General features: G+C 47.8%; 13 protein-coding genes and 1 riboswitch. Of the genes, 10 read left to right on the top strand and 3 right to left on the bottom strand.

All coding sequences use genetic code 11. The features are described from left to right. Nucleotides 1-403: 403 nt before the first annotated feature. From ACGF7G_RS15940 to ACGF7G_RS15950, 3 genes are all read right to left on the bottom strand, one after another. Nucleotides 404-1,033, bottom strand: a complete 630-nt coding sequence (locus ACGF7G_RS15940; RefSeq protein WP_387466766.1) for an avidin/streptavidin family protein — start codon at nucleotides 1,031-1,033, stop codon at nucleotides 404-406. A gap of 335 nt (nucleotides 1,034-1,368) precedes the next feature. Continuing rightward, nucleotides 1,369-2,880 carry a trypsin-like serine peptidase gene (locus ACGF7G_RS15945; protein ID WP_387466768.1) on the bottom strand — a complete coding sequence of 504 codons (1,512 nt, stop codon included), beginning with the start codon at nucleotides 2,878-2,880 and terminating at the stop codon, nucleotides 1,369-1,371. A gap of 420 nt (nucleotides 2,881-3,300) precedes the next feature. After that, nucleotides 3,301-3,897, bottom strand: a complete 597-nt coding sequence (locus tag ACGF7G_RS15950; RefSeq protein WP_387466770.1) for a molecular chaperone TorD family protein — start codon at nucleotides 3,895-3,897, stop codon at nucleotides 3,301-3,303. Between the two features lie 337 nt (nucleotides 3,898-4,234). Next, nucleotides 4,235-4,422: riboswitch (cobalamin riboswitch) on the top strand. A gap of 112 nt (nucleotides 4,423-4,534) precedes the next feature. Between ACGF7G_RS15950 and ACGF7G_RS15955 the strand changes: the two genes are divergently transcribed. The 10 genes from ACGF7G_RS15955 to ACGF7G_RS16000 are packed head-to-tail and all read left to right on the top strand — an operon-like array spanning nucleotide 4,535 to nucleotide 13,119. Beyond that, nucleotides 4,535-5,917 (top strand): cobyrinate a,c-diamide synthase, encoded by a 1,383-nt coding sequence (locus ACGF7G_RS15955; RefSeq protein WP_387466772.1) that lies wholly within the window; start codon nucleotides 4,535-4,537, stop codon nucleotides 5,915-5,917. Continuing rightward, on the top strand, nucleotides 5,914-6,873 hold the full coding sequence (cbiB, locus tag ACGF7G_RS15960; protein ID WP_387466774.1) for an adenosylcobinamide-phosphate synthase CbiB: 960 nt from the start codon (nucleotides 5,914-5,916) through the stop codon (nucleotides 6,871-6,873). Before ACGF7G_RS15955 ends, cbiB begins: the two co-directional genes overlap by 4 nt. Nucleotides 6,874-6,888: 15 nt before the next feature. After that, nucleotides 6,889-7,521, top strand: coding sequence for a cobalt-precorrin-8 methylmutase (locus ACGF7G_RS15965; protein ID WP_387466776.1), 633 nt, complete (start codon nucleotides 6,889-6,891; stop codon nucleotides 7,519-7,521). After that, nucleotides 7,518-8,654, top strand: coding sequence for a cobalt-precorrin-5B (C(1))-methyltransferase CbiD (cbiD, locus tag ACGF7G_RS15970; RefSeq protein ID WP_133812507.1), 1,137 nt, complete (start codon nucleotides 7,518-7,520; stop codon nucleotides 8,652-8,654). The genes ACGF7G_RS15965 and cbiD overlap by 4 nt, the downstream gene beginning before the upstream one ends. Then, nucleotides 8,651-9,244 carry a cobalt-precorrin-7 (C(5))-methyltransferase gene (locus tag ACGF7G_RS15975; protein ID WP_133812508.1) on the top strand — a complete coding sequence of 198 codons (594 nt, stop codon included), beginning with the start codon at nucleotides 8,651-8,653 and terminating at the stop codon, nucleotides 9,242-9,244. The genes cbiD and ACGF7G_RS15975 overlap by 4 nt, the downstream gene beginning before the upstream one ends. Next, nucleotides 9,241-9,810, top strand: coding sequence for a decarboxylating cobalt-precorrin-6B (C(15))-methyltransferase (locus tag ACGF7G_RS15980; RefSeq protein WP_133812509.1), 570 nt, complete (start codon nucleotides 9,241-9,243; stop codon nucleotides 9,808-9,810). Before ACGF7G_RS15975 ends, ACGF7G_RS15980 begins: the two co-directional genes overlap by 4 nt. After that, on the top strand, nucleotides 9,803-10,576 hold the full coding sequence (locus ACGF7G_RS15985; protein WP_133812510.1) for a cobalt-precorrin-4 methyltransferase: 774 nt from the start codon (nucleotides 9,803-9,805) through the stop codon (nucleotides 10,574-10,576). The genes ACGF7G_RS15980 and ACGF7G_RS15985 overlap by 8 nt, the downstream gene beginning before the upstream one ends. Continuing rightward, the gene (gene cbiG / locus ACGF7G_RS15990; RefSeq protein ID WP_387466778.1) at nucleotides 10,557-11,618 is read left to right on the top strand and encodes a cobalt-precorrin 5A hydrolase; all 1,062 of its coding nucleotides are present in this window, start codon (nucleotides 10,557-10,559) and stop codon (nucleotides 11,616-11,618) included. The genes ACGF7G_RS15985 and cbiG overlap by 20 nt, the downstream gene beginning before the upstream one ends. Continuing rightward, nucleotides 11,612-12,337: a precorrin-3B C(17)-methyltransferase gene (locus ACGF7G_RS15995; RefSeq protein ID WP_387466779.1), complete on the top strand. Its 726-nt coding sequence runs from the start codon at nucleotides 11,612-11,614 to the stop codon at nucleotides 12,335-12,337. The genes cbiG and ACGF7G_RS15995 overlap by 7 nt, the downstream gene beginning before the upstream one ends. Continuing rightward, nucleotides 12,334-13,119 carry a cobalt-precorrin-6A reductase gene (locus ACGF7G_RS16000; RefSeq protein ID WP_387466780.1) on the top strand — a complete coding sequence of 262 codons (786 nt, stop codon included), beginning with the start codon at nucleotides 12,334-12,336 and terminating at the stop codon, nucleotides 13,117-13,119. Before ACGF7G_RS15995 ends, ACGF7G_RS16000 begins: the two co-directional genes overlap by 4 nt. Nucleotides 13,120-13,132: the final 13 nt, after the last annotated feature.

The raw sequence follows: 13,132 nt of genomic DNA on the forward strand, positions 1-13,132 counted from the left end.
CATGAACTGACAGTAATCTTTACCAATGCAGCTTACTAAAGCATTAAACGGAACTAAAAGTGGCAAAAATCGGGTATATTCGTGGATCAATAAATAACCAAAAATGACGATTATGGAGGCCAGTATTGCGATCGGTTAAATAATGCTCTTCTTTTGGGTTAAAAATAGACAAAATAAATCACATATATTGGTAGGTTATGGAGCATTCCAAATCATGGTGGGAGTGGCATGATGATTTATCATAGCATCAATTTTCTGGTGTATTCTGAAAGATGATTTGGCGATAAATGCGCAGAACCTCTTGATCATTCCAATAAATCTTATCTGTCTATTTCTCTCTCATGCTTATATGGGATTGCAGATTAGTGAAAGTTACTATAATTTTTCTGACACTCATCCCCGATCATATATGACTACCCGATATATTCACGTTGTAGTTAATAATCAAATATTCTGCTGGAAATCGAAAAATGAGTTTTTTGAGAATAGAACAGGTTTCACTATATACGAAATAATAAATCCCCCAAGCGAAGGCGGGGGTCTTTACGAAGGTATCTGCTCCTGCATTTATTGGTGTCCATCCGTTACTCTTACTGGTCATCATCCATAGAGTGGTGATTTTGTGTTCTTCTTTTTTGCCGTTGTCTTCTTCTGTTTTGATTAATCTTTTTTTCACTTGACCAACCCATGCAGTTATTGCCGCTGAATCCCATCTTACCATAAAAACGATGAGATCTCCGAGCAAATGTCCTGTAATTGTACCTTTATGAGATTGTTGGTCTGTGCTTACCTTACTACAATATTCACCTAAAAAATTCTGAGTTTCTTTATTCAGCTTAATTTTCATTGTAGAACCAAGTTCATTAATCCATGATCCAGATATATCTATATCTATATCTATATCTATATCTATATCTATTCTGGATCTCTTGTTCCTGTATTTGCTTCTATACTCAAAACACTTCAAGGTGCATGTTTGAAAAAAAACTATATTGTTGAATTTAAATGTTTTTATGTCTAGTAGTTCAAGCATCTTGAAGTTCATTCGGTATATATCTGTATCGACGAGTCCAAGAATTTCTTCAAGTAATATACAGTTTCCTCTCTAAATAGTGTTATTGAGCATTTTTAACATCGTGATGACAATTATAAGTATAATTCTTATTTTTATATTTTGTATTATTTTTGTGAATCCGCCGATGTCTTTAATTAAGTAAGGATATCATCTGTGTATTTATCTTTATTCATATTATTTAATGTGGTGTGTATCACATAAAATCTGAATAAAACCGAGGTGTTCTAATTGATGCCATTGAGTATTTTCGTAAAAACAAAAAAGGCCAGCAAACGCTGGCCGATTTTAAAAACTTATTTTTTAACACCGAAATCAAGATAATCTATTGGGCCTTTATTACCCGCCTGATCCAATCCATATACACAAAAACGTACTGGGGAATCTTTCTTCATAAGAGAAATCGGTATTCTTCTATAGATAGAATATCCGGTGTGATCGTCACACTTTGTAGATTCCAGAGGACCTGATTTTATACGTAAGTCAACAATTTCCCATTGATTAAATATGGGATTAACAACCCATCGGTCATCCGCTTCAAAAACTAATCTTATTGCGGGTTTTATTGACGGAGGAGTGTTATCAATTTCACGTAATTTTACTGACGCGTTGGATGTATCCTGCCAGCGTTTATCTTCTGTATGTCGTCCAATAACGCACATGGTGTAAATTCCTTCTTTCGAAGGTGTCAGGAGTTTATCCAGCGGTTGCTCAGTGACTGAGAAGGGTTTGCTGTATCCTTTAGGATTTGAACAATCAGTATTACTCGCAAGTCCTTTTTTATAGCGGATTTTGTCAAAACCATTCTCACCAAGTCGTAAATTCCATGTGGCAGCGTTGCTGTTAACGGTACTCCGGGTAATAAGAGAACCGCTAGCGCTAATGGTGATCCCTTTGCCATCGTCAAGTTTATTTAAATCCAGTTTTCCATCATGGGTAAATGCATGTGCAATTTTATTAACAGGCATATAGTAACTGGCACCTTCGCGCGAGTAACCTTTATCATCGACTAATTCACATGGCCGGCCAAGCCCACAACCACTGTAACCCGGTGTGACGGTGGTATTTAATACGCCAATTATCTTGGATTGATTTTTTAATATGACCGGCGAACCAGAGGTTCCGCCAGAAACACCAGCACAATCAACAGAAACACTTGGCGTCCAATTCCATACATGTTCATACAGGAGCGGTGTTTCTCCAAGAATGTGGCAGTCGGAATATCGCAGATAACGTTTATCACTCTCTACGCCATTGACAGGGATATGAGCAAGTTCAATCGCCTGACCTGATGGCTTAAGTTCTTTTTGTAATGTCACCGGCAGTATTCCACGCTTTGCCAGTTCTCCATAAGTTGCTTTCAATCTGAAAACCGCCAGGTCACCGCCTTTCATGGTTGCGTATAAAACTTTATCAATATCAACAGGTTGATGTTTATCGATCAAGTCAATAAAGTAGTTTGGTGTAAATGTCCAACCAGGACCGGCAGGTTGATCAATAATGACTTCGTTTGTGTCTAAGGTATCGTCAAGACAATGGCCTGCGGAGAGAATAAGCGCCTGTTGATTGGCATCCGGTTTTTCTGAGCCGGCAATGAGTGTGGCGGTACAGAGGCCATTCGTTCTTAATTTTCCAACATGCTTAAATCGTTCAGCACCCGGATCTGTCGATTTTAATAGCGGAGCTTCGTTGCTGGTGTTGTATTGCAGATGAGCAATATGCTCATTTTTGCCTTCAGGGAGTGTTTGTGCGAAGCAATTTGTTGACACAATCCCTGTAATAAGAGTAGTTAAAAATATTTTTTTCATATTATGACCTCAGGTTGTTTACATTTTTAATATTTCCATGTAAAGGAAACCGACGTTCAATGAAGTGAAAATCACCGCTAAACTTTTTTGGGATTTTAATAAATCCTCTATTTGGGGTATTTAATGTTTACTAATTTATGAATTAATAGACAGTTTTTCTTAACGTGTGAAATCATTCTATTTTGCGTCTGTTCTCCTTACCCAATAATAAATAACATAAAAATCATTTAAGCTGTTTTATATACGGCAATAGGGCTATAACGTTCAATGGAACGAAAGCTAACTATGAGGGTTTTTGGGTATTATGAATGATACAAATGATGAGTCGATTAAATTGATTTTAAGCTCCGTAGGAATGTAGATTTGTTCGCGATTGCTTAATTTTCCATCCGGAGCATTTATTGCAGAATAATAAAAATTTTAACGGAACAATTCCAGTTTTGCCGGAATCAACTCCAGTTCAGTTTGTAGTGTTTTCAAATAGTCAATAGCCATAGTGGCTAAAATGGGATAAAAATCATTTTCCAATTTGGCCTCCTCAGTCAGTGCCAGATAACGATATGCCCACGGCAGTAAGTGCTGTTCCAGCAGTGTACGCGCAGCAGGTTTATCTCCTTGTTCCAAAATATAAACCAGGGCCAGCAGCATCAAGCCGAATTGATCTTCCGGTTCCCGTTGTTTACTGGAGATGATCATATTTTGTTTCGCCAGAAATTCCCGGTAAGCCAATGTGCTTTCGCCTAATAGCAGGTTTTCTCTGTCCAGATAAACGGATCCCCAAGGCGGCGCTGGCATAGTGCCTTGCCCTTCGAACAGGATAGAATAGTCATATTGCAGGGATTCCGCCGGCAAAGCAGCGATTTTTCTCGTCAGGTTTTCTATTTTACCGCTATCCGGCCAGGGAAATAATTTATCAATATCTGTAAGTAATGGAATTAGCGGACGGACTTGTTCTGACAGCGGTGAGTAATAAAAACAGGCGCCAAGAATGCGGGGTACAGTGGTATCTAATAACATCGGCAGCTCTCATTGTGATTTGGTTATACCGAGGGTGTAAGAAGCTATTTTATGACAAACATCATCATAAGTTTATATGATGTGGATAGATAGTTGATTATGATCAACGATTAATCTGCTGCGGTGTTGTTACTATCTTTGTCATCAGATCGGCGGTAGTTTTTGTTATAAATCGTATAAATTTATCGTCGAAAATAATAAATCCAACCGTCTTCTTGATGTGAAGAATATATATTTAATTTGCATCTTAATTCAATATGGTTAATAAGGTTATTGTGATGGAAATGGATGTATATCATTAGCCGTCTAATAATTTAATAAATAGATTACGTTAAAAATAAATAAACCGCTGTCAGGTTAACACTGCACCTCAATGGTGTGGTTGGGAAGGAGGTGAGAATCCTCCGCAGCCCCCGCTGCTGTGATGCTGACAACTCCGCTGATGCCACTGGTCGGAATGACTGGGAAGGTGGCGGGGAAGGATGACGCTAAGCCAGAAGACCGACCTGACAGGTATGAGACATTCAACTCCTTCGGAGGGAAGCGGGTTGTCATCCAATGGATGTGTGCAGTGCTGATGCTGCGTTAGGCACGTCTTGTTGACACCTATTCTCGGTCGATATATCGGGAATTTTTTATGCAACAGTCAGGCAAGAAGGCATTTGTTATTGCAGGTACGGGGAGTGGCTGCGGTAAGACCACGGTTACCCTTGGCATTTTGCGGGCGTTGATTCGGCGCGGGTTGGCGGTCCAACCGTTTAAAGTGGGGCCGGATTATCTGGACAGCGGCTGGCACAGCGCGGTGTGTGGTGTGGCATCCCGCAATCTTGATGCGTTTATGCTGCCAACAGCAACTTTAAACGGTCTTTATAATCAGCATATGCGCCATGCTGACGTAGCGGTCATTGAAGGTGTGATGGGGTTGTATGATGGTTATGGTACGAACCCGAATTATTGCAGTAGCGCTGCAATGGCGAAACAGTTGGGATGCCCGGTGATTTTGCTGGTAGATGGTAAGGCGGTATCCACTTCTGTTGCGGCGACTGTTCTGGGTTTTTGTCGTTTTGATCCCTCTCTGACAATTGCGGGCGTTATTGTTAACCGCGTCAATTCTGAAAACCATTTCGAACTCATCCGTCGTGCCATTGAACATTATTGTGGTGTCCCGGTGCTGGGGCGTTTGCCCGTTATGCAAGATGTGTCGTTGCCATCCCGCCATCTGGGTCTTATTCCTGCTCAGGAACAGGTTGCCGATGATGCCCGCTGGCAGCGGTTGGCTCAACAGGTTGAAGCGTATATCAATCTTGATCGTCTGTTGGCGCTCTGTGATTGTCCTGCTTCACCGGAAGGTGAGGTGCCAGCGTTGCCTGATCCCGCATTGGCTGACGGCCTGACGCTGGCGTTAGCGGATGATGAAGCGTTTAACTTTTATTATCCGGATAATCTGGAAATGCTGGAACGGGCAGGGGTACGTATCCAGCGTTTCAGCCCACTGCATGATCGCCGTCTGCCTGATTGTCAGATGATTTATCTGGGCGGTGGCTACCCGGAAATCTATGCCGCTCAATTGGCTGCCAATAGTGCCATGCGAGACGCTTTACAGGATGCGCATTATCGTCAGGTTCCCCTTTATGCTGAATGCGGTGGCCTGATGTACCTTGGCAGGTCGTTGACCGATGGAGAAGGGAAGTGTCACCAGATGGCTGGCATTTTGCCGGGAGAAAGCCGTATGGGGACGCGGCTGATGCGCTTTGGTTACTGTCAGGCACAAGCCCGTTGTAGCACGTTGCTGGCCGCTGCGGGCGAGGTTTTACGGGGCCACGAGTTTCATTATTCTGATTTTATCAGTTCGGTCCCTTCGGTCTTTGACTGTACGAAATGGCGTGACGGTATGGCAATACAGCAATGGGCGGGGGGCTATCAGGTACAGCAAACGCTGGCCAGTTATCTTCATATCCATTTTGCCCAGCGTCCTGGTCTGCTTGATCGCTGGTTGATGTCTGCGAGGGGGCTATTGTGACACTTGCTGCCTGGTTTGCTGCTTTCTTGCTCGATAGTTGGCTGGGTGATCCGCCACATTGGCCTCATCCGGTACGCTGGATCGGCCATCTGATTTCATCGGTACAACGAGCTGTCCGGCGCGGTTGCCACAATGAACGCGCATTGAAAGTCGGTGGGGTAGTGTTGTGGGTAGTCGTTGTTGGGTTGACCTGGCTGGTGAGCTGGGGATGCTTATGGTTGATGAACTCCATTCATCCCTGGATTGGCTGGTTGGCCGAAGTGTGGATGATTTATACCCTGTTGGCTGGCCGTTGTTTGAGTGATGCGGCTTTGGCGCTACATGGTGTGTTACAGCAGGGTTCTTTGGATGAGAGCCGCCAGCAATTGTCATGGATTGTCGGGCGCGATACCTCTCAACTGGATGCGCCGCAAATCACGCGGGCGGTGGTGGAGACGGTGGCGGAAAACAGCGTTGACGGTGTGATTGCGCCACTCTTTTTCCTGATGATTGGTGGTGCGCCGTTGGCAATGGCTTACAAAGCGGTCAATACCCTTGATTCCATGGTGGGATACAAAACGCCGGAATACCGCGCGATTGGATATGTCTCGGCCCGTATGGATGATCTGGCGAATTGGTTACCGGCGCGGTTAAGTTGGCTGCTGCTGAGTGCGGCGGCCTGGTTTATCCGGGTTGATTTTCGTCAGGCCCTGCGTATTGGCTGGCGTGATCGTTATCAGCATGTCAGTCCCAACTGTGGCTGGCCTGAAGCGACGGTTGCGGGTGCCTTGGGTATCCGCCTTGGTGGTCCGAATGACTACTTTGGTGAACGGGTAGATAAACCCTGGATTGGTGATGAACGCCGTGAAATCGCGCTGACGGATATCCCGCTTAGTATCCACTTGATGATGATAGCTTCGCAACTGGCCTTACTGTTGTTTGCGTTGCTGCATTTACTGTTGGTCGGAATAGCTTAGAAAAGGGCAATGAATATGAACTATCTCCAAAAACCTCAGCAAATTGAACAGAATAGCTTTGCAATCATTGGTGACATTATTGCCCGTGAGCGTCCCGATTATCGTTTTGTTGATGAGATGCAGGAAGCGGTGATTAAACGGGTGATCCACACCACCGCAGATTTTGACTGGCTGGATATTTTGTGGTTTGCACCGGATGTGCTGACCTGTATTACTGAGGCACTGCGCCGGGGGTGCATCTTGTATACCGATACCACAATGGCTCAATCCGGCATCAACAAAACGTTGTTACAGCAAATGGGCTGTGAGTGCCGTTGCTATATCAGTGATCCGCGTGTGGTAACGATGGCGAAAGCGCAGGGTATTACCCGTTCTATGGCCGCGGTAGATGTCGCACTGGTTGAGGAAGGCGACAAAATATTTGTGTTCGGTAATGCTCCGACAGCGCTGTTCCGCCTGCTGGAAAGACGGGCTTCACCATTGGCGGTGATCGGGGTACCGGTCGGATTTGTCGGCGCGGCAGAATCGAAAGCGGCGTTGATGCAAAGCGAATTGCCTTATATCGCAGCCGCAGGCCGCAAAGGTGGGAGCAATATCGCGGCGGCGATTATCAATGCCATTCTGTACCGGTTGCAGGAGGCACAATGAGCGATACGATGCAATTAGACAGCATTTGGCATAACGGTAAGCAGTATCGCAAAGGTTATACCACCGGTTCCTGCGCCACTGCCGCCGCCAAGGTTGCCGCATTGATGGTGTTGCGCCAGCAAGTTATTGACCATGTTTCTATTGTTACCCCTTCCGGCGTGACATTGCGCCTTAACGTCGAACAGCCACTGATTGAAGGCCAACAGGCTACTGCCGCTATCCGTAAAGATGGTGGCGACGATGTGGATGCGACTCATGACATGCTGATTTTTGCCCGTGTCACTCTCTGCGATCACGGTGAAATCCACCTGAGCGGCGGGGAAGGTGTTGGTACGGTTACCCGCAAAGGTGTCGGGTTGCCGGTAGGCAGTGCCGCCATTAACCGTACACCACGTCAGACTATTGAGGCGGCGGTGCGGGAGGCTATTGGCCCGATGCGGGGAGCGGAAGTGGAGATCTTTGCACCGGAAGGTGAAGAGCGGGCAAAGAAAACCTACAACGGCAAGTTGGGGATACTTGGCGGTATTTCCATCATTGGCACCACCGGTATTGTCACGCCAATGTCGGAGGAGAGTTGGAAACGTTCACTGGCGATCGAGCTGGAAATGAAACGTGCAGCGGGAGCTGAGAAAGTCATTTTGGTTCCCGGCAATCACGGTGAGCGGTTTGTCCGTGAGCAATTGAAGCTTGATGGTCAGCTGGTGGTGACGATGAGTAACTTTGTCGGCTACATGTTGCAGGAAGCGGTTCGGCTTGGCTTCCGCCATATCATGTTGGTAGGGCATCCCGGCAAACTGGTGAAGGTGGCCGCAGGGATTTTTCATACTCACAGTCACATTGCTGATGGCCGCATAGAAACATTGATTGCCTATCTGGCCTTGATGGGGGCACCGCAGGCCCTTCTGTTGGAGGTGAATCGCTGCGATACCACGGAAGCCGCAATGGAACTGATTGCGGAGTATGGCTTGCAAGCGGTTTATGACCGTATTGCCGAACGAATTGGTGAACGGATGAGCGAGATGTTGCGTTTTGCCGTTAACCCACCGCGCTGTGACGCCATTATGTTCTCCTTTGATAATCAGATCCTCGGCACCAGCCGTCCATTGAATGACATTTTGGAGGAGATGAGATGATCACTGTTGTCGGTATTGGTCCCGGTGATACGGCATATCTGACGCCACAGGCCCAGCACTATATCTCTGACGCGGAGGTACTGGTCGGCGGCAGGCGTCATCTGGAAATATTTAGCGGTATCACCCATGAAACCCGCATATTGGATGCCGATCTTGCCAGTTTGCTGGTCTGGCTACAAAACAACAGTACACGTCATATTGTGGTATTGGCGTCCGGTGATCCGTTGTTGTATGGCATCGGCAAATTGTTATCTGAATATTTTACCGCAGATGATCTGCGCATCATTCCGGGTATCAGTTCCATTCAGTATCTGTGTGCCAAAGCGGCGCTGGATATGAACGATATCTATCTGACCAGCAGTCACGGGCGTACCCCAGATTTTGACTGGATTTTGCAACACGACAAAGTAGCGATGGTAACTGATGGGCGCGTCGGCCCGCGGGCAATTGCGGAGGCCATTATTGCGCGTGGCCTGAGCCGTACATTGATTATTGGTGAAAACCTCTCTTTGCCTAATGAGCGTATTCACCGTCTGCGGCCAGAAGCGGTGGCGACTGACTATGACATGAACGTGGTGGTGATCTTATGAGAGATGACGAATTTTTACGCGGACAGAAAGTACCGATGACCAAAGAGCCGGTTCGTGCACTGGCATTGGAGCGGTTGGAGTTGAATCATGCCAGCCAGTTGATTGATGTGGGAGCGGGTACCGGCAGCGTGGCGCTGGAGGCGGCGCTACGATTCCCGGCGCTGACGGTCACCGCTATTGAACGTAATCCGGCGGCACTGGCGTTGATCGGGGAGAATCGTCAGCGGCTGGGTTGTCATAATGTGGAGATCATAGCCGCAGAAGCCCCATTGACGTTGGATGTAATGGCAGACGCGGTATTTATTGGCGGTAGTGGGGGCCAATTGACGGCACTGATCGACTGGGCGCTGGATCACATGTACCCCGGTGGACGTCTGGTGCTGACGTTCATTTTGCTGAATAACCTGAATGACGCGCTGGCACATTTGCGGACATGCCAGATAAGTGATTTAGAGTGCATACAGTTACAAGCATCTACTCTGGCATCACTTGGCAGCGGCCACTATTTCAAACCGAATAATCCGACTTATCTGATTTCTTGTTACAAGGAGCAGATCGATGTCTGAACATTTTGATCCTCGAAAAGTCTGGTTTGTGGGGGCCGGGCCGGGTGATAAGGCGTTGATCACCCTGAAAGGCTATCGTTTATTGCAACAGGCGCAGGTGGTGATTTATGCCGGTTCACTGATTAACACTGAATTACTGGAATATTGTCCGCCAGAAGCTGAGTGCCATGACAGCGCCAGTCTGACGCTGGAACAAATTGTTGCACTGATGGTGGATGGCGTACATGCGGGTAAATTGGTGGTTCGGCTGCAAACCGGCGATCTCTCATTATATGGCTCCATTCGCGAGCAGGGGGAAGCCTTAACCGATGCCGGTATTGGTTTTGTCTCGGTGCCGGGCGTCAGTGCTTTTCTGGGGGCAGCGGCGCAGTTAGGGGTGGAGTACACCGTACCGGAAGTGTCACAAAGTCTGATCATTACTCGTATTGAGGGACGTACACCGGTACCCCCGTTGGAACAGCTGGAATCCTTTGCTGCTCATCAGACTTCAATGGCGATTTACCTTTCTGTGCAGAAGATGGGGCATGTGGTTGAGCGTCTTCAAGCCGGTGGTTACCCGGTCACAACGCCGGTCGTGGTGATATACAAGGCGACGTGGGCTGAAAGTCTCATCGTGCGCGGTACGTTGGCCGATATCGCTGAGAAGGTACGGGCAGCGGGTATCCGTAAGACGGCTTTGATTCTGGTTGGTGCTTTCCTGGGAGAGGAATATCACTATTCCAGGCTCTACGATGCGGGGTTTAGCCATGAATATCGCCGGGCATAAATCGATCGCGGTGTTCTGTTTGACACCGGGCGGGGTCAGATTGGTACAAAGGTTGAGAACGCATCTGCCTCTGACCTGTTTTACCAGCGAAAAGCTGTTGGAACCGGGGTTTATTCCTTTTAATGGCAGTTTTGGCGACACCTTGCGCGAGGCATTTAAGCATTATTCGGCGCTGGTCGTGGTGGCGGCTTTGGGTATCACCGTAAGAATGATTGCTCCACTGATAAACGACAAAATGCATGATCCGGCAGTAGTGGTGATTGATGAAGGTGGTCGGCATGTTATCAGTTTGCTATCCGGTCATGTGGGGGGAGCTAATGCATTGACTCATTATCTGGCGGAACTGCTGGGGGCCGATCCGGTGATTACTACCGCTACGGATATTAACGGGGTGGCGGCGCTGGATACGCTTGCCACTCAGTTAAACGCGGATATGCAGGATTTTCGCCATGTGGTGAAAGTGGTAAACCAAATGCTGGTCAGTGGTCAGAAAGTCGGGCTGTGGTGGGATGAATTACTACTTAGCGAACGTGAACATTTTGATACCCGTGGTTTTGTTCCGATAGAGCATCTGGAGGCATTGCCTGAACTGGATGTGCTGGTGTGTGTCACGTTGCGCGATTCACTGCCCGAACTGCCTCTGCCGGTTTATAAACTGGTGCCGAAACGTGTTGTGGCCGGGATCGGCTGTCGTCGGGACACTCCGTTACAAACACTGGTTGAGCTATTGCAGCAGCAGATGGCAGAAAATCATTTTGATCCGATGGCTCTGCGTGCTATCGGCAGTGTTGTCATCAAGAAGGATGAGCTGGCGTTGAATCAGCTTGCACAGCGTTGGCGTGTACCGTTTAAGTTGTTCAGTGTTAATGAGTTAAGTCGCCATGAGCAACGTTTTCCTGCTTCCGATTTTGTCCGCCGGACGGTAGGGGTTGGCAGTGTTTCACAACCTGTTGCCTGGTTGATGAGCGAAGGAAAACTGGTTGGCCGGACCTTGCGTCAGCAGGGCGTCACTATCACTTTGGGGGTATCACAATTATGTTAACCGTAATCGGCATTGGGCCAGGCAATGAATCTATGATGACGCAGGATGCCATTGCGGCGATCCGCGAAGCTGAAATTATTGTCGGCTATAAAACCTACACCCATTTAGTCAAACATCTGACGATGGATAAAGAAGTGATTAAGACTGGAATGTGTAAGGAGATTGAACGCTGCCAGACAGCGATTGATCTGGCGTTATCCGGTCGTAAAGTGGCGTTGATCAGCAGCGGGGATGCGGGGATCTACGGCATGGCCGGTTTAGTGCTGGAGTTGGTTTGCCAGCAACAGTGTGATCTTGAGGTCAAACTGGTGGCCGGGATCACCGCCAGCATTGCCGCGGCTACGTTACTGGGGGCACCGTTGATGCACGATTTTTGTCATATCAGCTTGAGCGATTTGTTGACACCGTGGCCGGTGATTGAGAAACGTGTTGTTGCCGCAGCGCAGGCCGACTTTGTTGTTTGTTTCTATAACCCACGCAGCCGTGGTCGTGAAGGACACCTTGCCAAAGCGTTTGAACTTATGCATCCGTGGAAAGATCCGCATACGCCGGTGGGGGTGGTAAAAGCCGCCGGGCGTAAAAAGCAGGATAAATGGATTACTACTTTCGGCGAGATGGACTTTTCACCGGTGGATATGACCAGTCTGGTGATCGTTGGCAATCATACTACCTATTGCCGTGATGGACTGATGATCACACCACGGGGGTATGAGCTATGAGCCATCCGGCTATCCATGTTTTCGGCGGTACCAGTGACGCCCGGCTGATTTGCCGGGCACTGGACGCGGCAGGAGCGCGTTACCGTCTCTCTGTTGCTACCGATGCCGGGAGGCAACTGGCGGGTGATATTCAGGGCGAAGTGATGGTGGGGCGAATGGATGCCGAGGCGATGGTGCATTATTTTGATCAGCATCAGGTAGGTTGGGTAATTGATGCGTCACATCCTTATGCAGACGCATTAACTCACAATGTAATCGCAGCCTGTCGCCAATTGTCACTGCGGTTTACCCGTTATCAACGTCCCAGTGAGATTGACTTACTGAATCACCCGTTGTTGCACAAAGTCGATAGTGTGGAGGCCGCTTGCGACGTTGCCCGGACTCTGGGGCTGCGGGTATTGCTGACCACCGGCAGTAAACAACTGGCGCTGTATCAGCGCTTACTGCCGGGAAAAACCTTACTGGTACGGGTATTGCCGACGGCTGAGGTACTGGTTCAGTGTGAGGCGCTGGGGTTGGGGGTCGATCATATTATCGCATTGCGTGGACCATTCACCGCTGAATTCAATCATGCGTTGTATGAGTTTTGCCACCCTGATGTCGTGATCACGAAAGAATCCGGTGCGGAGGGGGGATATCAACAGAAAGTGGCTCCCTGTTTGGCACTCAATATTCCCTGTATTGTTGTGTGCCGTCCTGCACAGACCTTACAGACGAATGAAGGAGAACAGATTAGTTCGCTGGATGAGTTTGTCCAACACCTGACCCAATGGCAGGAATAACGAGGGCAATAAA

Source organism: Photorhabdus sp. RM323S (genome assembly GCF_042879375.1).
In the GTDB taxonomy this organism is placed as follows: domain Bacteria; phylum Pseudomonadota; class Gammaproteobacteria; order Enterobacterales; family Enterobacteriaceae; genus Photorhabdus; species Photorhabdus tasmaniensis.

Coding starts and splice junctions, on each gene's coding strand:
- ACGF7G_RS15940 (WP_387466766.1), bottom strand. CDS start 1,033: ATGCTTGAACTACTAGACATAAAAACATTTAAATTCAACAATATAGTT.
- ACGF7G_RS15945 (WP_387466768.1), bottom strand. CDS start 2,880: ATGAAAAAAATATTTTTAACTACTCTTATTACAGGGATTGTGTCAACA.
- ACGF7G_RS15950 (WP_387466770.1), bottom strand. CDS start 3,897: ATGTTATTAGATACCACTGTACCCCGCATTCTTGGCGCCTGTTTTTAT.
- ACGF7G_RS15955 (WP_387466772.1), top strand. CDS start 4,535: ATGCAACAGTCAGGCAAGAAGGCATTTGTTATTGCAGGTACGGGGAGT.
- ACGF7G_RS15965 (WP_387466776.1), top strand. CDS start 6,889: ATGAACTATCTCCAAAAACCTCAGCAAATTGAACAGAATAGCTTTGCA.
- cbiD (WP_133812507.1), top strand. CDS start 7,518: ATGAGCGATACGATGCAATTAGACAGCATTTGGCATAACGGTAAGCAG.
- ACGF7G_RS15975 (WP_133812508.1), top strand. CDS start 8,651: ATGATCACTGTTGTCGGTATTGGTCCCGGTGATACGGCATATCTGACG.
- ACGF7G_RS15980 (WP_133812509.1), top strand. CDS start 9,241: ATGAGAGATGACGAATTTTTACGCGGACAGAAAGTACCGATGACCAAA.
- ACGF7G_RS15985 (WP_133812510.1), top strand. CDS start 9,803: ATGTCTGAACATTTTGATCCTCGAAAAGTCTGGTTTGTGGGGGCCGGG.
- cbiG (WP_387466778.1), top strand. CDS start 10,557: ATGAATATCGCCGGGCATAAATCGATCGCGGTGTTCTGTTTGACACCG.
- ACGF7G_RS15995 (WP_387466779.1), top strand. CDS start 11,612: ATGTTAACCGTAATCGGCATTGGGCCAGGCAATGAATCTATGATGACG.
- ACGF7G_RS16000 (WP_387466780.1), top strand. CDS start 12,334: ATGAGCCATCCGGCTATCCATGTTTTCGGCGGTACCAGTGACGCCCGG.